General features: G+C 67.3%; 22 protein-coding genes and 2 tRNA genes. 9 read left to right on the top strand and 15 right to left on the bottom strand.

From position 1 onward, the window contains the following. Window positions 1-77 precede the first annotated feature (77 nt). On the top strand, window positions 78-1,730 hold the full coding sequence (locus BLR05_RS03290; RefSeq protein WP_092832309.1) for an NAD+ synthase: 1,653 nt from the start codon (window positions 78-80) through the stop codon (window positions 1,728-1,730). 86 nt (window positions 1,731-1,816) lie between these two features. Beyond that, window positions 1,817-2,155, top strand: coding sequence for a P-II family nitrogen regulator (locus BLR05_RS03285; RefSeq protein WP_092832308.1), 339 nt, complete (start codon window positions 1,817-1,819; stop codon window positions 2,153-2,155). A 49-nt stretch (window positions 2,156-2,204) separates the two neighbouring features. On the opposite strand, the gene BLR05_RS03280 is transcribed toward BLR05_RS03285, so the two are convergent. From BLR05_RS03280 to BLR05_RS26450, 7 genes are all read right to left on the bottom strand, one after another. Beyond that, window positions 2,205-2,798 (bottom strand): LOG family protein, encoded by a 594-nt coding sequence (locus BLR05_RS03280; protein WP_092832306.1) that lies wholly within the window; start codon window positions 2,796-2,798, stop codon window positions 2,205-2,207. Then, window positions 2,795-3,187 (bottom strand): diacylglycerol kinase, encoded by a 393-nt coding sequence (locus BLR05_RS03275; RefSeq protein ID WP_092832305.1) that lies wholly within the window; start codon window positions 3,185-3,187, stop codon window positions 2,795-2,797. Before BLR05_RS03275 ends, BLR05_RS03280 begins: the two co-directional genes overlap by 4 nt. A gap of 99 nt (window positions 3,188-3,286) precedes the next feature. Beyond that, entirely contained in the window at window positions 3,287-3,835 is a 549-nt protein-coding gene (locus BLR05_RS03270; RefSeq protein WP_167361184.1) for an RDD family protein, read from the bottom strand. Window positions 3,836-3,842: 7 nt separating this feature from the next. Continuing rightward, complete coding sequence (locus BLR05_RS03265; protein ID WP_092832302.1) at window positions 3,843-4,715, bottom strand: DUF3106 domain-containing protein; 873 nt, start codon at window positions 4,713-4,715, stop codon at window positions 3,843-3,845. Window positions 4,716-4,727: 12 nt separating this feature from the next. After that, window positions 4,728-5,192: a DUF3619 family protein gene (locus tag BLR05_RS03260; RefSeq protein ID WP_092832300.1), complete on the bottom strand. Its 465-nt coding sequence runs from the start codon at window positions 5,190-5,192 to the stop codon at window positions 4,728-4,730. Further along, the gene (locus BLR05_RS03255; protein ID WP_092832299.1) at window positions 5,189-5,758 is read right to left on the bottom strand and encodes an RNA polymerase sigma factor; all 570 of its coding nucleotides are present in this window, start codon (window positions 5,756-5,758) and stop codon (window positions 5,189-5,191) included. Before BLR05_RS03255 ends, BLR05_RS03260 begins: the two co-directional genes overlap by 4 nt. 76 nt (window positions 5,759-5,834) lie before the next feature. Beyond that, a complete protein-coding gene (locus tag BLR05_RS26450; protein WP_167361183.1) occupies window positions 5,835-5,981 on the bottom strand; it encodes a hypothetical protein in 147 nt (48 codons plus the stop codon). A gap of 69 nt (window positions 5,982-6,050) precedes the next feature. Between BLR05_RS26450 and BLR05_RS03250 the strand changes: the two genes are divergently transcribed. The 6 genes from BLR05_RS03250 to BLR05_RS03225 all read left to right on the top strand — a co-directional run bounded on the left by BLR05_RS03250 (window position 6,051) and on the right by BLR05_RS03225 (window position 13,534). Then, window positions 6,051-7,856: an acetolactate synthase 3 catalytic subunit gene (locus tag BLR05_RS03250; RefSeq protein WP_092832298.1), complete on the top strand. Its 1,806-nt coding sequence runs from the start codon at window positions 6,051-6,053 to the stop codon at window positions 7,854-7,856. 139 nt (window positions 7,857-7,995) lie between these two features. Further along, a complete protein-coding gene (ilvN, locus tag BLR05_RS03245) occupies window positions 7,996-8,487 on the top strand; it encodes an acetolactate synthase small subunit (RefSeq protein WP_011796185.1) in 492 nt (163 codons plus the stop codon). Window positions 8,488-8,540: 53 nt separating this feature from the next. Beyond that, window positions 8,541-9,557 carry a ketol-acid reductoisomerase gene (gene ilvC, locus BLR05_RS03240; protein ID WP_092832297.1) on the top strand — a complete coding sequence of 339 codons (1,017 nt, stop codon included), beginning with the start codon at window positions 8,541-8,543 and terminating at the stop codon, window positions 9,555-9,557. Window positions 9,558-9,750: 193 nt separating this feature from the next. Further along, complete coding sequence (gene pssA / locus BLR05_RS03235; RefSeq protein ID WP_092832478.1) at window positions 9,751-10,584, top strand: CDP-diacylglycerol--serine O-phosphatidyltransferase; 834 nt, start codon at window positions 9,751-9,753, stop codon at window positions 10,582-10,584. Window positions 10,585-10,763: 179 nt separating this feature from the next. Continuing rightward, window positions 10,764-12,302: a 2-isopropylmalate synthase gene (locus BLR05_RS03230; RefSeq protein WP_092832476.1), complete on the top strand. Its 1,539-nt coding sequence runs from the start codon at window positions 10,764-10,766 to the stop codon at window positions 12,300-12,302. A 116-nt stretch (window positions 12,303-12,418) separates the two neighbouring features. Next, window positions 12,419-13,534, top strand: a complete 1,116-nt coding sequence (locus tag BLR05_RS03225) for a serine hydrolase (protein ID WP_092832296.1) — start codon at window positions 12,419-12,421, stop codon at window positions 13,532-13,534. Between the two features lie 84 nt (window positions 13,535-13,618). Here the strand turns inward: BLR05_RS03225 and BLR05_RS03220 are convergent, their stop codons facing one another. From BLR05_RS03220 to BLR05_RS03195, 6 genes are all read right to left on the bottom strand, one after another. After that, window positions 13,619-14,431, bottom strand: coding sequence for an IclR family transcriptional regulator (locus tag BLR05_RS03220; protein ID WP_092832295.1), 813 nt, complete (start codon window positions 14,429-14,431; stop codon window positions 13,619-13,621). 64 nt (window positions 14,432-14,495) lie between these two features. Next, window positions 14,496-15,233: an arginyltransferase gene (locus BLR05_RS03215; RefSeq protein ID WP_092832294.1), complete on the bottom strand. Its 738-nt coding sequence runs from the start codon at window positions 15,231-15,233 to the stop codon at window positions 14,496-14,498. Beyond that, window positions 15,230-15,991: a leucyl/phenylalanyl-tRNA--protein transferase gene (gene aat / locus BLR05_RS03210; RefSeq protein WP_092832292.1), complete on the bottom strand. Its 762-nt coding sequence runs from the start codon at window positions 15,989-15,991 to the stop codon at window positions 15,230-15,232. The genes BLR05_RS03215 and aat overlap by 4 nt, the downstream gene beginning before the upstream one ends. Window positions 15,992-16,126: 135 nt before the next feature. Then, window positions 16,127-16,202, bottom strand: a tRNA-Asn gene (locus tag BLR05_RS03205). A 58-nt stretch (window positions 16,203-16,260) separates the two neighbouring features. Then, window positions 16,261-16,336 (bottom strand) — tRNA-Asn (locus BLR05_RS03200). Window positions 16,337-16,404: 68 nt separating this feature from the next. Further along, window positions 16,405-16,818 (bottom strand): YbaN family protein, encoded by a 414-nt coding sequence (locus tag BLR05_RS03195; RefSeq protein ID WP_092832291.1) that lies wholly within the window; start codon window positions 16,816-16,818, stop codon window positions 16,405-16,407. A 95-nt stretch (window positions 16,819-16,913) separates the two neighbouring features. Between BLR05_RS03195 and def the strand changes: the two genes are divergently transcribed. Beyond that, window positions 16,914-17,453 carry a peptide deformylase gene (gene def, locus BLR05_RS03190; RefSeq protein ID WP_092832289.1) on the top strand — a complete coding sequence of 180 codons (540 nt, stop codon included), beginning with the start codon at window positions 16,914-16,916 and terminating at the stop codon, window positions 17,451-17,453. A 25-nt stretch (window positions 17,454-17,478) separates the two neighbouring features. Here the strand turns inward: def and BLR05_RS03185 are convergent, their stop codons facing one another. Together BLR05_RS03185 and map are read right to left on the bottom strand one after the other, a co-directional pair. After that, complete coding sequence (locus BLR05_RS03185) at window positions 17,479-20,085, bottom strand: [protein-PII] uridylyltransferase (RefSeq protein ID WP_192883906.1); 2,607 nt, start codon at window positions 20,083-20,085, stop codon at window positions 17,479-17,481. Between the two features lie 109 nt (window positions 20,086-20,194). After that, entirely contained in the window at window positions 20,195-21,010 is an 816-nt protein-coding gene (gene map, locus BLR05_RS03180) for a type I methionyl aminopeptidase (protein WP_092832286.1), read from the bottom strand. Between the last annotated feature and the right edge of the window lie 113 nt (window positions 21,011-21,123).

Genomic DNA, 21,123 nt, shown 5'->3' with positions numbered 1-21,123 from the left:
CGCGGGGATAACGTGACGCGCCGTGCGCGGCGGACACGGATGACATAATCCTCCGAGTCCTTTTCCGCAGCCTTTCCATGCCATTCGTCATCAGCATCGCGCAATTCAACTTCATCGTCGGCGATGTGGAAGGCAATGCCCGCAGGATCATTTCCGCCGCGCAAGAGGCCCATGCCCAGGGCGCTGCCTTGCTGCTGACCCCCGAGCTGGCCCTTTGCGGCTATGCCGCCGAGGATCTCTTCCTGCGTCCCGCGTTCCTCGATGCCTGCCACCGGGCACTGCAGGACATCGCCCAGGCCACGGCCGCATGCGGCGAGCTCGCGGTCGTAGTCGGCCATCCGTGGCGCAGCGCTGCCGGCGATGTCGAGCGGTGCCATAACGCGGCCAGCGTGCTGCGCGGCGGCCGCATCGAGCAGACCTACGCCAAGCAGGAACTGCCCAACTACGCCGTGTTCGACGAGCAGCGGTATTTCGATCCGGGCACGCAATCCTGCGTGTTCGACGTGCAGGGCGTGCGCGTCGGGCTGCTGATCTGCGAGGACGCGTGGTTCCCCGCGCCCGCGGCCCGCGTGGCGCAGGCGGGTGCGCAGCTGCTCGCGACGCTGAACGCTTCGCCCTTCCACCTGGGCAAGAGCGCCGAGCGCGAACAGATCATGCGCGAACGCGTCGCGGAAACCGGGCTGCCCCTGGTCTATGCCCACCTGGTGGGCGGACAGGACGAGGTGGTCTTCGAGGGCCGGTCGTTCGCGCTGGATGCCACCGGCTTCGTCGGCGTCCGTGCACCGGGCTTCGCCGAGGCGCTGGTACGGGTGGTGGCGCACTCCGGAGCAGGCGTGCTCCGTTTCGAGCCCGACGTGGCGCCCATTCCCGCGCCCGAGGCCGACCTCTGGAGCGCGCTGGTGCTGGGCGTGCGCGACTATGTGGGCAAGAACGGATTTCCGGGGGCGCTGCTGGGCCTGTCCGGCGGCATCGATTCGGCGCTGGTGCTCGCCATCGCGGTGGACGCCCTCGGCGCCGACAAGGTGCGCGCGGTCATGATGCCCTCGCCCTACACGGCCGACATCAGCTGGATCGACGCGCGCGACATGGCCGAGCGGCTCGGCGTGCGCTACGACGAGATCGCCATCGCCCCGCAGTTCGAGGCCTTCAAGGCCGCGCTCGCATCCGAGTTCGCCGGGCGTGCGGAGGACACTACCGAGGAAAACCTGCAGGCGCGCATCCGCGGCACGCTGCTGATGGCGTTGTCCAACAAGTTCGGCTCGGTCGTGCTCACCACCGGCAACAAGAGCGAAATGGCCACCGGCTATTGCACGCTCTACGGCGACATGGCCGGGGGCTTCGCGGTCATCAAGGACGTGGCCAAGACGGCCGTCTTCGGCCTGGCCCGCTGGCGCAATGCGCACGATCCCTTCGGCACCGGCGCCTCGCCCATCCCCGAGCGCATCATCACCCGCCCGCCGAGCGCGGAACTGCGGCCGGACCAGAAAGACCAGGACAGCCTGCCGCCCTACGACGTGCTGGACGCCATCGTCGGGCGCTACATGGAAAACGACGAGCCCATCGAGTCCATCATCGCCGCGGGCTATGCGCGCGCGGACGTCGAGCGCGTCACCCGGCTCATCCAGGTCAACGAATACAAGCGCCGGCAGTCCCCCGTCGGCATCCGCCTCACCCGCCGCAGCTTCGGCAAGGACTGGCGCTACCCGATCACCAACCGTTTCCGGGCCTGACGGCCCGTGAGCATCCGTCCGCGGCGCAGCGACGGCCCACGGGCCCCGCAGCGTCCGCCGGCATCACGTTTCGAGGAGTTCCCGCCATGAAAATGATTACTGCCGTCATCAAACCCTTCAAGCTCGAAGAGGTCCGCGAGGCGCTGGCCGAATGCGGCGTCACCGGCCTGACCGTGACGGAGGTCAAGGGTTTCGGCCGCCAGAAGGGGCACACCGAGCTCTACCGCGGCGCCGAGTACGTGGTGGACTTCCTGCCCAAGGTGAAGGTGGAAGTCGTGGTCAAGACCGAGGACGTGGACCGCTGCGTGGATGCGATCGTCGGCGCGGCACGCACCGGAAAGATCGGCGACGGCAAGATCTTCGTGACCGAGGTCGAAAGGGTGGTGCGCATCCGCACGGGTGACCTGGACGACGCTGCCGTCTGAGGCGGGAGTTTCTGGTGCCGGGGCGCGCCCGGCGTCCCGCCCGCCGCCGTCAGATCACCGTGCGCAGCGGCACGGAGTCCTGGCTGGTGCCGGCAGCCTCCACCAGCGCGCGCAGCAGGGCATCCGGATCGGAGTCCACCGACAGCAATCCCATCTGCCAGTCGCTCATCAGGCCGCTGCGCACGCTGTGCCGGAGGAATTCGAGCAGCCCGCCATAGTAGCCGTCCACGTCCAGCAGGCCCAGCGGCTTGTCGTGGTAGCCGAGCTGGCGCCACGTCCAGACCTCGAAAAGCTCCTCGAACGTGCCGATGCCCCCGGGCAGGGCGACGAAGGCGTCGCAGCGCTCGGCCATCATGGCCTTGCGCTCGTGCATGGTCTGCACGATGTGCAGCTCGTCGCAGGCCTGGTTGGCCAGTTCCTTGTCCACCAGCGCCTGCGGGATGATGCCCACTACGCGGCCGCCGGCGCGGCGCGTGGCCTCGGCCACCGTGCCCATGAGCCCGCTGCGGCCGCCGCCGTACACCAGCTGGCCGCCGTGGCGGCCGATCCACTCGCCCACGGCGATGGCTGCGTCGGTGAAGGCCAGGTTCCCGCCGGGGCGCGAACCGAGATACACACACAGGGAAAAAGCGGGATCTTTCATCCGTGGAACCTCTGGAACAGGGCCGCGGTCCATACCGCGGCACAGAAGATCAGGCCCAGCAGCACCGCGGCGCTGCCCATGTCCTTGGCGCGCTTGGACAGCGCATGCCATTCCGGCCCGATGCGGTCGATCGCGGCCTCGACCGCGGAATTCAGCAGTTCCGTGATCAGCACGAGCACCGCGCTGCCGCACAGCAGCGCCGCCTCCACCCAGCTGCGCGCGACCCAGAAGGCCAGCGGAAGCAGGATGCACGCCAGGATGGCCTCGAGCCGGAAGGCCTTTTCGGACCAGCCGGCCTGCAGGCCGTGGCACGAGTGGATCCCCGCGTGCCAGATGCGGCCGAGCCCACGCCGGGCCTTGTGGGGATTGTCGAAGATCGGTGCGTTCATACGGAAAGAAGAAGGTGCCGGACAGTATCGCCGCAGGCCTCAACGGCGCCGGGCCACCGGATCAGGGGCCGGCAGGCGGCGCCGGCCAGGTTTCCACCGTCAGGCCTGCACCAGCCGGGTGCCGGCCCAGGCATCGTGCCAGAACTGGCGCTGCGGATGGAAGCGGCTCAGGAGGGCCCAGACAGCCACCCAACCCAGGGTGAGGACGGTGATCTCGCCCGCACCCAGCCCCAGCGGGGCGACGATGGCGAGCGGCGGCAGGAACCAGAGCCAGCTCAGCACGTAGCGCCAGAGCGCACGTGCCTGCGTCACCGGGGCCCCGTGGCGGTCCCGCAGCCGGATGTGCCAGGTCTTCATGGCCAGCGTCTGGCCCCTGGCCCAGAACCAGGTGAAATAGATGCCGAAGACCACGAACAGGAAGGCCATCCGCAGCGCGCGGAGGTCCAGCGCGTGGCGTGACTGGCTCAGCGAATCGAAGAGGTAGCCCGAGATGAAGACGACCCCGAACATCAGGATGCCCTCGTACACCCAGCAGGCCATGCGCCTGCGCAGCGAAGGGGCCCGCAGCGGGGCGGACAGAGCGGCATTGCCGTGGGCCGGCGTTTCGGGAAGGGGGGCTTCGAGGCCGGGGGATGTCGTGGAGTGCATTCCCGGATTATTGCGGCGCATACTGCGACTCGCTGTCCTTGGTTTCCTGGGAGGAGGGCGCTGCCGCGGGAGGTGAGGCCTCTGTAGCCGTGGAAAGCGGCGGCAGCGGGCCGGGCACTGCATTGGGCACCGCCACGGGTTGCGTCTCGACCACCGCGGCGGAGGCAGGAAGCACCGCGGCGGGAGCCACGATCACGGGCAGCGCCTGCATGGGGTGGGAGGCCGGCGGCGAGGGTATCTTGGGGGCGTTGGCGCGGTTGACCGCGGATGTCGCGGCCGGCACCCGGGCCAGCTTGCGCGGGGAAATCGGCCGTATCGCGGTCGCGGCTCCCGTGGGGCGGGGCGCGGCGTGGGCGGCCAGCTGCCTGCGCTCTTCCTCGCTCAGCGCCAGATAGGCTTCCCACTGCGCGCGCTTGTCATCAACGGACAGCTTGTTCGTCAGGGCGTAGTTCAGCCGCGCCTGGCTGCGCTGCTGGCCGCTGAGGCTGGCCCAGTCGGTGATGCGGGCCTGCAGCTTCTGCTGCTCGTGCGCGGACAGGTGCGGGAACGAGGCGGCCAGCGTCAGCCAGTGCCGCTTCTGGGCCTCGCTCATGGTGGCCCAGCGGTCGCCCAGTGGACCCAGGGCGTGCTTCTGCGCGGCAGTGAGCTCGCTCCACGATGGGCCCGTGCCCGCCCCGTCGGGGTCGGGGGCGGTCAACCGTGCCTCAGGGCCGCGTGCGGTGTGCTTGCTGGCCAGGGCCTCGGCCGGCACCGGTGCGCTCGGCGCCATGCCCGCCTGCTTCCATGCCTGCCAGCCGAGCACGGACAGGGCGCCCAGCAATGCGAAAGCCAGCACGGTGGCTGGCATCAGTCGTGAGGCGGCGAGCGAGGCTGTGGGCATGCAGGAAGGGAGTCAGCGTTTCGGAGTCTGTGCGGTGGTCTTGAGGTACTGCAGGAAGCCCGGATCGGCATAGGCGGAGGGCGGAAGGTCGTCGGTGAGCAGGGCCGCATCCACTTCCGCTACCTCGTTCATGCCTTTTTCTTCCTGCGACACGTTGATGACCACGAGGCCGACGGCGAGGGCCGTCAGGGGGATCGCGGACACCAGTGCCCGCCACCAGGTACGGCCTTCTCCGCCTCCGCCCAGGATGGCGCTGCCCCTGTTGCCGAACACGGCCGCAGCTCCGGTCGTCTGGAGCGCGGGAACCGACGCCACCCGCTTGCGGCGGGAAACGGCCTGCACGCGGGCTGCCCGCAGGCGCTCCGAGATGTCGTAGGGCATGTCCGCCGTGCCCTCGGACAGGCGCGCGGTGACGCGGCGGGCAAAACGCTCCGCGCCTGCTTCCTGGACGGAAAGGGATTGGGAAGTGGAGTTCATAGTTCGATTCCTCGTGCCTTCAGTGCCTTGCTGAGGGTCTGGATGGCGCGGAAACAATGGGTCTTGACGCTGCCTTCCGAGCAGCCCATGGCCGCGGCTGTTTCCGCTACATCCATCTCTTCCCAGTAACGCATCAAGAACGCCTCCCGTTGACGAGGGGGCAACTCCTGGATCTCCGATTCGATATCCCGGAAGACCTGGGCGCGGCGCGCCAGATCTTCCGCGCTCTGCGACGTCTGCCGGTCCTCGGGGCCCGAATAGGCTTCCAGAAGATCGAAATCGTCGCCGTCCTCGCCCGGTCCCTCGAAATCGCTCATGTTCGAAAAGAGCGCATTGCGGGTCTTCTGGCGCCGGAACCAGTCCAGCGTGCAGTTGGACAGGATGCGCTGGAACAGCATCGGCAGCTCTGCCGGCGGCTTGTCCCCGTAGTGCTCGGCCAGCTTGAGCATGCTGTCCTGGACGATGTCCAATGCCGCTTCCTCATTGCGCACATGGTAGATCGAGCGCTTGAAGGCTCGCTTTTCCACGCTTTTGAGAAAGTCGGACAGTTCCTGTTCGGTCGCCAAGAGAGGTCGGGGCCCATGAAGGGCAGGAAAGGGAGGCCGCACGGCGCACAGCGCAACGGCGGGTGTTTGGCGCGCATTATCGCACCGGCTTGATGTTTTTTGGGCCGGGCGCGCCGCCGGGCAGGGCGACAGTGCCATAATCGGCCCTGCAATTCAAAAAGGCAAACGGGTCCCGGTCCGGCGCATCCATCATTTCGCCCATGTCCGAGGCCTCAAGTTCCACGCTGGTTCCACAAGAACCTTGCAAGGAGCACCCTAGGTTTTTCGTCAGAGAAATTCACAAAGGTTGATCATGGAAATCTCCAGGGCCGAGCTCTCTTCGGCATCCACCGCCGCGCAGGCGGGCGGAACCCACGCATCCGGCACCTCCGCTGCTCCCCAGGATCTCATGGGAGCCGAAATCCTCATCAAGGCATTGCAGGCCGAAGGCGTGCAGTACATGTGGGGCTACCCGGGCGGTGCGGTGCTCTACATCTACGACGCCCTCTACAAGCAGGACACCATCCAGCACGTGCTGGTGCGGCACGAGCAGGCCGCGGTGCATGCGGCGGACGGCTATGCGCGCGCCACCGGCGACGTGGGCGTGGCGCTGGTGACCTCCGGGCCGGGCCTCACGAACGCGGTGACCGGCATCGCGACGGCCTACATGGATTCGATTCCCATGGTCATCATCTCCGGCCAGGTGCCCACGCCGGCGATCGGCCTGGATGCCTTCCAGGAGTGCGACACCGTGGGCATCACGCGCCCCATCGTCAAGCACAACTTCCTGGTCAAGGACACGCGCGACCTCGCGGAGACCCTGAAGAAGGCCTTCCACATCGCCCGCACCGGCCGCCCCGGCCCCGTGGTGGTGGACATCCCGAAGGACGTCTCCTTCCGGAAGGTGCCCTACCACGGCTATCCGCAGAGCGTGGAAATGCGCTCCTACAACCCGGTCCGCCGCGGTCATGGCGGGCAGATCCGCAAGGCGCTGCAACTTCTGCTCTCCGCCAGGCGCCCCTATATCTACACCGGCGGCGGCGTGCTGCTCGGCAACGCCACGCAGGAGCTGCGCACGCTGGTGGACATGCTGGGCTATCCGGTCACCAACACGCTCATGGGGCTGGGCGCCTATCCCGCGAGCTCGCCCAAGTTCCTGGGCATGCTGGGCATGCACGGCACCATCGAGGCCAACAACGCCATGCAGAACTGCGACGTCCTGCTGGCGGTGGGTGCGCGCTTCGACGACCGGGTGATCGGCAACCCGAAGCATTTCGCCCAGAACGACCGCAAGATCATCCACGTGGATATCGACCCGTCGAGCATCTCCAAGCGCGTCAAGGTGGATGTGCCCATCGTGGGCGACGTCAAGGACGTGCTGACCGAACTGATCTCCATGGTGCGCGAGTCCACCGTCCGGCCCGATGCCGCGGCCCTGGCGTCCTGGTGGGACACCATCGAGGGGTGGCGCCGCCGCGACTGCCTGAAGTACGACCGGGGCAACCAGGAGGTCATCAAGCCGCAGTTCGTGGTCGAGACGCTCTGGAACATGACCAGGGATGCGGACACCTATGTCACGTCCGACGTGGGTCAGCACCAGATGTGGGCCGCCCAGTACTACCGGTTCGACGAGCCGCGCCGCTGGATCAACTCCGGCGGGCTGGGCACCATGGGAGTGGGCATCCCCTATGCCATGGGCATCAAGCTGGCGAAGCCGCAGAGCGAGGTGTTCTGCATCACGGGCGAGGGCTCGGTGCAGATGAACATCCAGGAACTCTCGACCTGCCTGCAGTACAACACGCCGATCAAGATCTGCTCGCTCAACAACCGCTACCTGGGCATGGTGCGCCAGTGGCAGGAAATCGAATACTCCGGCCGCTACAGCCACAGCTACATGGATGCGCTGCCGAACTTCGTGAAGCTCGCCGAGGCCTACGGCCATGTCGGCCTGCTCATCGAGCGCCCGCAGGATGTGGAGCCCGCGCTGCGCGAGGCCCGCAGGCTCAAGGACCGGACGGTCTTCCTGGACTTCCGCACCGACCCCACCGAGAACGTGTTCCCGATGGTGCAGGCCGGCAAGGGCATCACCGAAATGCTGCTCGGCTCGGAGGATCTCTGAGCCGCTGAGCGCCGCAGGGGCCGGCTCCCGCCCCGTCGCGCCATCCGTTGCGGATGGCGCCTTCCGACGAATCTATTGCCTGCCGAGCCTGGGGCTTACCGGTCCCAGGGGAGGGCAGCGAAAAGAGGAATCTTCAGTCATGAAACACATCATTGCCGTTCTGCTCGAGAACGAGCCGGGCGCCCTGTCGCGCGTGGTGGGATTGTTCTCCGCCCGGGGCTACAACATCGAATCCCTCACGGTGGCCCCCACCGAGGATGCGTCCCTCTCGCGGATGACCATCCAGACCACGGGCTCCGACGACGTGATCGAACAGATCACCAAGCACCTCAACCGCCTGATCGAAGTCGTGAAGGTGGTGGACCTGACCGAGGGCTCCTATACGGAGCGCGAACTCATGATGGTCAAGGTCCGGGCCGTGGGCAAGGAGCGCGAGGAGATGAAGCGCATGGCCGACATCTTCCGCGGCCGAATCATCGACGTCACCGAGAAGAGCTACACCGTGGAACTGACCGGTGACCAGTCCAAAAACGATGCGTTCCTGCAAGCCATCGACCGCACGGCCATCCTGGAGACCGTGCGCACGGGTGCCTGCGGCATCGGCCGCGGCGAACGCATTCTCCGCGTCTAGCACGCAGCCCCCAATACGTCTTTTCTTTACCGATTCAACCTGGAGCCAACAACATGAAAGTTTTCTACGACAAGGACTGTGACCTGAGCCTGATCAAGGGCAAGACCGTGGCCATCATCGGCTACGGCTCGCAGGGCCATGCCCACGCACAGAACCTGAACGACAGCGGCGTGAAGGTCGTGGTCGGCCTGCGCAAGGGTGGCGCGTCCTGGGACAAGGTCGGCAAGGCCGGCCTGACGGTGCTCGAAGTGAACGAGGCCGTGAAGTCCGCCGACGTCGTGATGATCCTGCTGCCCGACGAGCAGATCGCCGAGGTGTACAAGAACAACGTGGAGCCGAACATCAAGCAGGGTGCTTCCCTGGCGTTCGCGCACGGCTTCAACGTGCACTACAACCAGGTGGTGCCCCGGGCCGACCTGGACGTGTGGATGGTGGCCCCGAAGGCCCCGGGCCACACGGTGCGCTCCACCTACGCCCAGGGTGGCGGCGTGCCCCACCTCGTGGCCGTGCACCAGGACCCGTCCGGCAAGGCCCGCGACCTGGCCCTGTCCTATGCGATGGCGAACGGCGGCGGCAAGGCCGGCATCATCGAGACCAACTTCAAGGAGGAGACCGAGACCGACCTGTTCGGCGAGCAGGCCGTGCTGTGCGGCGGCGCGGTCGAGCTGATCAAGATGGGCTTCGAGACGCTGGTGGAAGCCGGCTACGCGCCCGAGATGGCTTACTTCGAATGCCTGCACGAGCTCAAGCTCATCGTGGACCTGATCTACGAAGGCGGCATCGCCAACATGAACTACTCGATCTCGAACAACGCCGAGTTCGGCGAGTACGTGACGGGCCCCGAGGTCATCAACGAGCAGTCGCGCGTGGCCATGCGCAATGCGCTCAAGCGCATCCAGAACGGCGACTACGCGAAGATGTTCATCCAGGAAGGCCGCCTGAACTACCCGAGCATGACGGCCCGCCGCCGCAACACGGCCGACCACAAGATCGAGGTCGTGGGTGCCCAGTTGCGCGCGATGATGCCCTGGATCGCCAAGAACAAGCTCGTGGACCAGACCCGCAACTGATCCCCGTCCGCCGTGGCGCGCGCCACGCGGTCCGTGGAAGGCCACCCGCCCGGGTGGCCTTTCTTTATTTTCGGGCCCCTGTACGGAGCGCTCTACACTCCACGGTTTCATTCGCCTACGCCGTATATCCCATGAGCATGAATCCACTGGTTGAATGCACCGCCGCATCCGCGGCAGGCCGGAGGCCCGCCTGATGCAGGATGGCAAGGAAGCCGCGGGCACCCCGGGCGTGATGACGCGCAAGCGCCGCAAAGGCATCTACATCCTGCCCAACCTCTTCACGCTGGCAGCGCTGTTCGGCGGTTTCTACGCCATCGTGATGGCCATGAACGGCCGCTTCGACCTCGCTGCGGTCGGCGTGTTCTGCGCGATGGTGCTCGACAGCCTGGATGGCCGCGTGGCCCGCATGACCAACACCCAGAGCGCCTTCGGCGAGCAGATGGATTCGCTGTCCGACATGGTGTCGTTCGGCGCCGCCCCTGGGCTGATTGCCTACGAATGGGCGCTCAAGGGCCTGGGACGCTGGGGCTGGATCGCGGCCTTCGTCTATTGCGCGTGCGCAGCGCTGCGCCTTGCCCGCTTCAACGTCAACACCGGCGTGGTGGACAAGCGGTATTTCCAGGGACTGCCGTCCCCGGCGGCCGCGGCACTGGTGGCGGGCTTCATCTGGCTGATGACCGAGCTGGGCGTGCAGCGCGGCGTGGATGTCTGGGTGGCCTGGAACCACATCTGCTGGCTGATGTTCGCCGTGACCCTGTACGCCGGCCTCACCATGGTGACCAACGTGCCGTTCTACAGCTTCAAGGACATCCAGATGAAGCGCAGCGTGCCGTTCGCCACCATCGTGCTGATCGCCCTGGGCATCGCGGTGGTGAACATCCATCCGCCCACGGTGCTCTTCGGCGTCTTCGTGCTCTATGGGCTGAGCGGCTATGGCGTCTATGCCTGGCGCAAGGCCAAGGGGCAGCACAGCAGCGTGATCAGCATCTCCACGGACGAGCCGGACGAGCGCGGCCTGCACAAGTGACGCCGCCCGGCGCCTGCCGGGCTTGTGCTACATTGCCCGGCGAGCGCGCCGCTTCACGCGGCAAGGCACCGCAAGGCATACCGACGAAGGCCCGCATGCACATGGCAGCGGGCCTTTTTCTTGCGGGCCGGCATGCCCGGCGGGGCGGGAGCCGGACCACCAACGACAAGGAGCACACGATGTCCGACAAACTCATCATCTTCGACACCACTCTGCGCGATGGCGAGCAGTCGCCCGGCGCCTCGATGACCCGGGACGAGAAGCTGCGCATCGCCCGCCAACTCGAGCGCCTCAAGGTGGACGTGATCGAGGCCGGCTTCGCTGCCAGCTCGAACGGGGATTTCGAGGCCGTGCAGGCAATCGCCCAGGCCATCAAGGATTCGACGGTGTGCTCGCTGTCCCGCGCGAACGACCGCGACATCGCACGGGCCGCCGAGGCCCTGAAGGATGCGCAGCGCGCGCGCATCCATACCTTCATCGCCACCAGCCCGCTGCACATGGAAAAGAAGCTTCGCATGACGCCGGAGCAGGTGCTGGAGCAGGCGAAGCAGTCCGTGCGCTTCGCGCGCAACCTCGTGGCCGACATCGAATTCAGCCCGGAGGACGGCTACCGGAGCGAGCCCGATTTCCTCTGCCGCGTGCTGGAGGCCGTGATCGCCGAGGGCGCCACGACCATCAACGTGCCGGACACGGTCGGCTATGCCATCCCCGAGCTCTACGGCAACTTCATCAGGGACCTGCGCGAGCGCATCCCGAACAGCGACAAGGCCGTGTGGTCGGTGCACTGCCACAACGACCTCGGCATGGCGGTCGCGAACTCCCTGGCGGGCGTGAAGATCGGCGGCGCGCGTCAGGTCGAATGCACGATCAACGGCCTGGGCGAGCGGGCGGGCAACTGCTCGCTGGAGGAGATCGTCATGGCCGTGAAGACGCGGCGCGACTATTTCGGCCTGGAGCTGGGCATCGACACGCAGCACATCGTGGCCGCCAGCCGCATGGTGAGCCAGACCACGGGCTTCGTCGTCCAGCCGAACAAGGCCGTGGTGGGCGCCAATGCATTCGCCCATGCGAGCGGCATCCACCAGGACGGCGTGCTCAAGGCCCGCGACACCTACGAGATCATGCGCGCCGAGGATGTGGGCTGGACCGCCAACAAGATCGTGCTGGGCAAGCTGAGCGGGCGCAATGCGTTCAAGCAGCGGCTCCAGGACCTGGGCGTGCAACTCGAAAGCGAGGCGGACGTGAACGCCGCCTTCCTGCGCTTCAAGGAGCTCGCGGACCGCAAGAGCGAGATCTTCGACGAGGACATCCTCGCGCTGGTCAGCGGCGACGCCACCGCCGGTGCCGGCGAGCGCTACGGCTTCGTGTCGCTGTCGCAGCGCAGCGAGACCGGCGAGCGGCCCCATGCCACGGTGGTCTTCACCGTGGACGGCAAGGAAGTGCACGGTGCATCGGAGGGCAATGGCCCGGTCGATGCATCGCTCAAGGCGATCGAGTCGCACGTGCACAGTGGCGCGGAGATGGTGCTGTACTCGGTGAACGCGATCAGCGGCTCCACGGAGAGCCAGGGCGAAGTGACGGTGCGCCTGCAGGACAGCGGGAGGGTGGTCAACGGGGTGGGTGCGGACCCGGATATCGTCGTTGCGTCAGCCAAGGCGTACCTGAGCGCGTTGAACAAATTACAAAGCAAAGCCGAACGCGTGGCTGCGCAAGGTTGAAACTGGAATTTATAATTCAGCCACTTCATTGAGAAGGTCGCGCAAGATATTGATCTTGCGCGACTTTTTTTGCTCACATACACTGTCATACAATTTTTTGCCGCTTGGAGCATCTGATGCAAGAACGCTGCCGCATCGTCCCCCGGCTCATCCATGCGCTGGCCTTCTGCGCATTGAGCCTTGCACTGGCCGTTCCTGGAGCGCACGCGGCCGAGCGCAAGAAAGCGGGAGCGAAGAAGCCGGCTGCCACGGCCACTGCCAAGCAGCAGCGCACGGCATCGCGTTCCGCCAAGGCCGTGCCTCGCAAGGCCGTTACGCGGGTCAAGGCCACACGGTCCGTGGCCACCAGCGCCCGGTTCGCCCCCCGCGCCGCGGCCATCGTTCCGGAGCGCCAGTCCTTCGGCCAGGTCGCCGGCCTGCATTCGGTGACCGATCCCCTTGACCTGAAGTCCAGCGTGGCGCTGGTGATCGACCAGGATACGCAGGAAGTGCTGCTCAGCAAGAACGACCATGCGGTGCTGCCCATCGCGTCGCTCACCAAGCTCATGACCGGACTGCTGATCTCCGAGGCCAAGCTGCCCATGGATGAGCCGATCACCATCACCCAGGACGACGTCGATACCGAGAAGTTCAGCAGCTCCCGCCTGGCCGTGGGGACTACGCTGACCCGTGGCGAAATGCTGCACCTCGCCCTGATGTCGAGCGAGAACCGCGCCGCCCACGCCCTGGGCCGTACGTTCCCTGGCGGCCTGGAGGCCTTCGTGGCCCGCATGAATGCCAAGGCCCGCCTGATCGGCATGACCGAGACCCGCTACGTGGAGCCCACGGGTCTGTCCAGCCACAACCAGTCGAGCGCGCGCGATCTCGCCACGCTGGTGAATGTCGCCCATTCCGACCCGCTGCTGCGCGAACTCACCACGTCACCGGGCTACGAGGTGGCGGTGGGCCGCCGCACGCTGCACTTCAACAACACCAATCGCCTGGTGAAGAGCCCTGCGTGGGACATCGGCCTGCAGAAGACGGGCTATATCTCCGAGGCGGGCCGCTGCCTCGTGATGCAGGCACACATCGCCGGCCGCAAGCTCATCATGGTGTTCCTGGACTCGGCCGGGCAGTTCAGCCGCCTGGGCGATGCAGAGCGCGTGCGCCATTGGGTGGAGAAGCTGCCGTCGCTGGGCTCTGGCAGCACACTGCATGCCTCGGGCGGCACGGCGAGCGCGAAGCTGGACTGACCCCACCGGACTCCGCCTCGCAAGGCGGAAGTCTGGCATCCCAGGGCCATGCGCGGACCGGCGCATGGCCTTTGTCTTTTTTATCTACCGGGGAGACGAGCCTTCGGCCTTCTGGGTCCGGCTGCGGTCGTAGCCCAGTGCGGCGGAAATTTCTCCTGCAGTGGCCTGCAGCTTGGGAAGCCAGTTCTCGTCCAGGCGGTCGGCCGGGGCCGAAATCGACAGGCCTGCGACGAGTTGGCCCTGGTCGTCGAACACGCCGGCCGCCATGCAGCGCACGCCCAGCTCCAGTTCCTCGTTGTCGCGGGCGATGCCGTACTGCCGGGCCTGGCCCAGTTCACGTTCCAGCGCCGGCAACTGGGTGATGCTGTTGCGCGTGTGGCCTGCCAGCCCGGTGCGCACGGCATAGGCGCGCACGCGCTGCGGATCGTCCACCGCCAGGAACAGCTTGCCGGTGGACGTCAGGTGCAGGGGCGCGCGACCGCCGATGGCGCGGACCACCTGCATGCCGGAGCGCTCGCTGTAGGCCCGCTCGACATAGACGATCTCGTCCCCCTGGCGCATGCTGAGGTTGACGGGCTGCTGGGTCAGCTTGTGCAGGCTGCGCATGGGAAGGAGGGCGGCGTCCCGCACGCTCAGCCGGGCCTTGACGAGGTTGCCCAACTCCAGGAGCCGCATGCCGAGCCGGTAGCTGCCCGATTCGGGCCGGTCCACGAAGCGGCCGAGGGTCAGGTCGTTGAGGATGCGGTGCGCAGTGGAGGGGTGCAGCCCCGTCTTCTCGCTGATTTCCTTCAGGGGAATGGCTTCTTCCCGCGAGGCGAGCACGTCGATGAGGGTGAACATGCGCTCCAGCACCTGCACGCTGGGTTTGGAGGAGGCGCCTGCGTCGTCTTTTTTCATGGTTCTCGGCCAAGGCAATGTCCGGGATTTTATCTTATGAAAAACCCGGCCGTGGCGTGGAAGCTCAGCCGCCGCGCTGCCACTGGCCGTGCACCCGCAACTCGTGCGGATGGAAGCGCGACTTGTAGTTCATTTTGGCGCTCTCGGCGATCCAGTACCCCAGATAGACGTGCGGCAGCCCGAGCGTGCGGGCCTGCTCGATCTGCCAGAGCACGTTGAACGTGCCGTAGCTGCAATCCGGGTCGGGGTCGTAGAAGGTATAGACCGCCGAAAGGCCATCGTCCAGCACGTCGAGGATGGACACCATGCGCAGCGTGCCGGTCTCGCCGTCGGGCGCCGGGTCGCGGAATTCGACCAGGCGCGAATTCACCCGGCTTTGCAGCAGGAACTGCGTGTACTGGTCGATGCTGTCCTGGTCCATGCCGCCGCCGGAATGGCGGGCGCGCTGGTAGTGCAGGTAGAGCTGGTAGTGCTCGGGTTCATAGCCCAGGCGCAGCACCCGTGTCTGGAGGGCACCATGCTGCTTCCAGGCCCGGCGCTGGCTGCGGTCGGGCCGGAATTCGCCCGCCAGCACGCGCAGCGGCGTGCAGGCCTGGCAGCCGTCGCAGTAGGGGCGGTAGGTGAACATGCCGCTGCGGCGGAATCCGCGCGCCACCAGGTCGGAATACACATCGCTCTGGATCAGGTGGCTGGGCGTGGCGACCTGGGACCGGGCCTGCCGGTCCGGCAGGTAGCTGCACGGATACGGCGCCGTCGCGTAGAACTGCAGGGTCTGCAGCGGAAGGTCGTTGAGTTGCGTCATTGCGGGCCGGGCAAGGAAGGCAGCAATGTGTCCCAGTATAAGGACTCGAACCGCCATGCGATCGGTGGCATGGCGGTGGCGGCCTGCACGCCGCGCAGAAAGTGCTCGCGCGGGATTTCCCGGGCGCCCAGCGAGGCGAGATGCGCGGTGTTCTGCTGGCAATCGATCCATTGCACCCCGTGGCGGTGGCACAGGCAGATGAGTGCCGCCAGGGCGATCTTGGAGGCATCGGTGGCATGCGCGAACATGGACTCGCCGAAGACCGCCCGGCCGATGCCGATGCAGTAGAGGCCGCCCAGCAGCCGGCCGTCCTGCCAGGTCTCGATGCTGTGGGCATGGCCCGCGCGGTGGAACTCCTCGTAGGCGGCGATCATGTCGGGCACGATCCAGGTGCCGTGCTGCCCGCCGCGCGGCGTCTGCGAGCATGCGTGGATCACATCGGAAAAACGGTGGTCCACGCGGATCTCACAGCCAGGGGTCGTGCGGAAGCGCTGCAGGGTGCGCCGCAGCGACCGGTGGAGGCGGAACGACTCCACCTGCAGCACCATGCGCGGGTCCGGGCTCCACCACAGGATGGGCTGCCCCGCGCTGAACCACGGGAAGATGCCCTGGGCATACGCCTGGCGGAGGTGCGCCGTATCGAGTGCCCCGCCGGCCGCGAGCAGGCCGGGGGCCGGATCCCCGGGGCCCCAGGCGTGTGCCGCGGGGGGGAAGGGGTCTTCGGGTTCGAGCCAGGCGAGCGGGGTGGGCAGGGGCATGGCGTACAGGAGGGACGTACAGGTGGCAGGGTGCCATTGTGCCCCCGGCGGCAGGGCTCGGCCGCGCAGGCCCGGCGCAGCAGCAGCACCGGGCGTTGAAAATAAAAAGGCCACCCCATTGGGTGGCCTTTGATGTGGCTCCTCGACCTGGGCTCGAACCAGGGACCTACGGATTAACAGTCCGGCGCTCTACCGACTGAGCTATCGAGGAATGACTTTTCGAATCAAGCGGGCCTTGTCCGGTTGCAGTGCCCGCTGCAAAAACTTCTTGGCTCCTCGACCTGGGCTCGAACCAGGGACCTACGGATTAACAGTCCGGCGCTCTACCGACTGAGCTATCGAGGAACAAGACTTAGATTATATACACAAAAAACAGCCCGCCCGGAAAACTCATATGCCCATGGCAAAAGAGTTCATTCGGGGCGGCACCACAGCCACGCCAGCACGCAGGCCATGCAGGCCGATGCGCCGATGGCCACCCACCGCGGCGCGGAACTGACCACCAGCACGACGCCGCACAGTGCCATCATGGCCGTGGCGCTCCATTTCGCGCGGCGGCTGACGCGGCCGCCGTCGGCCCAGTTGCGCAGCATGGAGCCGAAGAGCGGATGCCGCCAGAGCCAGGCATGCAGCCGCGGGGAACTGCGTGCGGCCGCCCAGCCGGCCATGAGGACAAACACGGTGGTCGGCAGGCCGGGCACGAAGATGCCGACGATGCCCAGGCCCAGGCTGAGCGCCGCGAAGGCCAGCAGCAGCCAGCGCACCGGCGCCGGCAGGGGCGCATGCGCGGGAGGCGGCCGCAGGGGATCCGGGGGCGGGACGGGCATGGAGCGATTGTGCCTTCCGGCGCGGGGGCGATATGCTGCGCGTCCCACGGACCGGCGGCAATCCGCGCTTCCGGCCGCCTTTCTGTACTTTTCCAATGGCCATCCACGACATTCTCAAGATGGGCGACGGGCGCCTCCTGCGCATCGCCCGACCCGTCGCCGAATTCGGTACCCCGGAGCTGCTGCAACTGGTGCAGGACATGCGCGACACCATGCGCGCCGTGAATGGCGCGGGCCTGGCCGCACCGCAGATCGGTGTGGATCTGCAGCTGGTGATCTTCGGCTCGAACGAGCGCAACCCGCGCTACCCCGACCGGCCGCTGGTGCCGCCCACGGTGCTGGTGAACCCGCGCATCACGCCGCTGGGCGACGAAGAGGAAGAGGACTGGGAGGGGTGCCTGTCCGTGCCGGGGCTGCGGGGCGTGGTGCCGCGCTGGTCGCGCATCCGCTATGAGGGATTCGACGAGCACGGCGCGCCGATCGACCGCACGGTGGAGGGTTTCCATGCCCGGGTGGTGCAGCACGAGTGCGACCACCTGGTCGGCAAGCTGTACCCGATGCGCATCCGCGACTTCTCGCGCTTCGGCTACGCGGACGTGCTGTTCCCGGACATCGCAGAGCACGAGGACGACTGACGCGGTCCGGAGAGGCGTCCGGGCCTCAGCCCGACAGCGCTTCCAGCAGCTCGGTCTCGATCTGGATCTGCCGCGCGTTGTGCTGCAGTTCCGGGCCCTGGATGAGGAAGGTGTCTTCCACGCGCTCGCCCAGCGTGCTGACCTTGGCGAGCTGCACGTTGAGGTGGTGGCGCGAGAGCACGCGCGCGACCAGGTAGAGCAGGCCGGCGCGGTCGCTGGCCGAGATGTGCAGGATCCAGCGCTGCGCCTTCTCGTCCGGCCGCAGGGCGACGCGCGGGGTGATCGGGAAGCTCTTGACCCGGCGCGAGACGCGCTTGCGTCCGGGTTCGGGCAGCGCTCCGCCTTCCTCGATGGTCCGCGCGAGTTCGCTCTCCACCATGTGGGTGAGTTCGCGGTAGTGGCCGGCCTGCTGCGGCGCAACGATCTGGAAGGTGTCGAGCGCGTGGCCGTTGCTGGCAGTGTGCACGCGCGCGTCCAGGATGCTGAATCCCGCACGGTCGAAATAGCCGCAGATGCGCGCGAAGAGGTCCGGCTGGTCGGGGGCGTACACGGCCACCTGCAGGCCTTCGCCGGCCAGGGACTGCCGGGCTCGGACGACCGAGCGTCCCGAGCCCACGTGGCGGGCCATGTGGCGCGCGTGCCAGGCGATGTCCGCCGCCTCGTGCCGCATGAAGTAGCCGACATCCAGCGTGTCCCAGAGCTTCTTGTGGCCCTCGAAGGGCTGGGCGTTGAGCGCGAGCAGGACCAGCGCTTCGCGCTTGCGGGCCTCGACCTCGGCGGCGGCGTCGGGCGCGCGCCCGCCCAGCGTGCGCAGCGTGGCGCGGTAGAGGTCTTCCAGCAGCTTGCCTTTCCAGGCGTTCCAGACCTTCGGGCTGGTGCCGCGGATGTCGGCGACGGTGAGCAGGTACAGGGCGGTGAGGCGCCGCTCGCTGCCCACGCGCCGGGCAAATGCCGCGATGACGTCGGGGTCGGTGAGGTCCTGCTTCTGCGCCACCTGGCTCATGGCGAGGTGCTCTGCGACCAGGAATTCGACCAGCGCGGCGTCTTCCGCGCCCACGCCGTGCTGGCGGCAGAAGTGGCGCACTTCCTCTGCGCCGATGCGCGAATGGTCGCCACCGCGCCCTTTGCCGATGTCGTGGAACAGGGCCGCGAGGTACAGCAGCCAGGGCTTGTCCCAGCCGCCGGCGAGCTGCGAGCAGAAGGGGTATTCGTGCGCATGCTCGGGCATGAAGAAGCGGCGCACGTTGCGCAGCACCATGAGGATGTGCTGGTCCACGGTATAGACGTGGAAGAGGTCGTGCTGCATCTGGCCGACGATGCGCCGGAAGGACCAGAGATAGCGGCCCAGCACCGAGGTCTGGTTCATGAGCCGCATCGCGTGCGTGATGCCCACGGGCTGCTGGAGGATGCGCAGGAACTGCTGCCGGTTGACGGGATCGCGTCGGAAGGCGGCGTCCATGACGCCGCGGGCGTTGTAGAGCGCGCGCAGCGTGCGCACCGACAGGTCCTTCAGCCCTTCCTCGGTTTCGTAGAGCAGGAAGGTTTCCAGGATGGCGTGCGGTTCTCGGTGGTAGAGGTCGTCGCTGGCGACTTCGATAAGGCCGGACTTGTCGTAGAAGCGCCCGTTGATGGCGCGCAGTTCATGGGAGGGCGGGGAGAGCCGCTCCTCGATGTTGAGCAGCAGGATCTGGCTGAGCTGCGAGACCGCCTTGGCCGCCCAGTAGTAGCGGCGCATGAGGCTTTCGCTCGCCCGCAGGCGCTGGCGCTGTCCTTCGGTGGCGGCCTGGTTGCGGTAGCCGAAGGATTCGGCCACGGCGGTCTGCAGGTCGAAGACGAGACGGTCTTCGTGCCGGCCGGCGATGGCATGCAGGTGCGCGCGGATGAGGAACAGCAGGGCTTCGTTGCGCTCGATCTGCCGCACTTCGAAGTCGGTGGCGAGGCCGTGCGCCGCGAGCTCCTTCCAGTTGCGGCCCAGGCCGCTGGCGCGGGCCACCCAGAGCACGGTCTGCAGGTCGCGCAGGCCGCCGGGCGATTCCTTGCAATTGGGCTCCAGGGCGTAGGGCGTGTTCTCGTACTTGTTGTGCCGCTGGCGCATTTCCAGGGTCTTGGCGACCAGGAAGGCCTCCGGGTCCATCTGCGCGTCGTAGCGCTCCTGGAAATCCGCGACCAGGGCGGCGCTGCCGATGATGCGGCGGGCTTCCAGCAGGGACGTCTGCACGGTCACGTCGGCGGCGGCCTCGGTCAGGCACTCGGCCACGGTGCGCACGCTGGAGCCGATTTCCAGGCCGGCGTCCCAGCAACTGCCGATGAAGGCCTCGATGGCCGGGCGCAAGGGGCCTTCGCAGGCGGCTTCGCTGCCGTCGGGCAGCAGTACGAGCACGTCCACGTCGGAATAGGGAAACAGCTGGGCGCGGCCGTAGCCGCCCACGGCCAGCAGCGCCAGGGTATCCGGCAGGCCGGCCCGCTGCCACAGGGTGCGCAGCAGCCGGTCGGCCAGTGCGGACAGCTTGGCGAGCAGGGGGCGCACGACCCGGGTGGACGCGCCCCTGGACTGCAGGCTGGCCAGCAGGGTGGCCTTGTCCTGCCGGTAGGCGTCGCGCAGGGGCTGGAGTTCCGAGAGCGTGGGCGGCATGGCGTGCAGGGAGGGGGGCGATGGGGGCGTCGGAAAGCAGTCGGCAGGCATGGCCGCATCGCAAGCAAGAACCATGCTGCGCCTGCGCGCCTGCGCGCCGGCGCAGCCGTCAGGTCTTCACGGCGGCGACGAACGGCGGCAGCGGGGGCGAGCCGGCCGACAGGGTGAGGACTTCATAGCCCGTCTCGGTCACGAGCACCGTGTGCTCCCACTGGGCGGAGAGGCTGTGGTCCTTGGTGACGATGGTCCAGCCGTCGTTGCCGTGCTCCTTGACCTCGCGGCGGCCGGCGTTGAGCATGGGCTCGATGGTGAAGGTCATGCCCGGCACCAGTTCCTCGAGGGTGCCCGGGCGGCCGTAGTGCAGCACCTGGGGTTCTTCGTGGAATTTCTTGCCGATGCCGTGGCCGCAGAACTCGCGCACGACCGACAGGCCGTGGCCTTCGGCGAACTTCTGGATGGCGTGACCGATGTCCCCCAGGCGTGCTCCCGGCTTCACCTGCAGGATGCCCAGCCACATCGCCTCGAAGGTGAGCTGGCACAGGCGCTTCGCGGCGATGGAGACATCGCCGATCAGGTACATGCGGCTGTTGTCGCCGTACCAGCCGTCCTTGGTGATGACGGTGACGTCCACATTCATGATGTCGCCCTTCTTGAGGGGCTTGTCGTTCGGGATCCCGTGGCAGACCACGTGGTTGAGCGAGGTGCAGAGCGACTTGGGGTAGGGCGGGTAGCCCGGCGGCTGGTAGCCGATGGTGGCGGAGATGGTGCCCTGTGCGGCCATGCACTCGGCGGCGAGCCGATCCACGTCGTTCGTGGTGATGCCGGGACGGATGTGGGGCGTGATGTAGTCCAGCACTTCCGAAGCCAGGCGGCAGGCTTCGCGCATGCCGGCGATTTCCTCGGCGGACTTGATGGTGATGCTCATGGGGGGATTATCCCATCGGGGGCCGTACGGTGCCTCCGTGGACGCGATGGCAGTGGCGGCCGGCCGAAGCTGCGGGCCCGGTAAAATGGCGGGCTCCGCCGAACGCGCCGCGA

The organism is Paracidovorax cattleyae, from assembly GCF_900104515.1.
GTDB lineage: Bacteria > Pseudomonadota > Gammaproteobacteria > Burkholderiales > Burkholderiaceae_C > Paracidovorax > Paracidovorax cattleyae.
The sequence above is the reverse complement of the archived record's forward strand: the minus strand, read 5'-3'. Positions and strand labels throughout refer to the sequence as shown.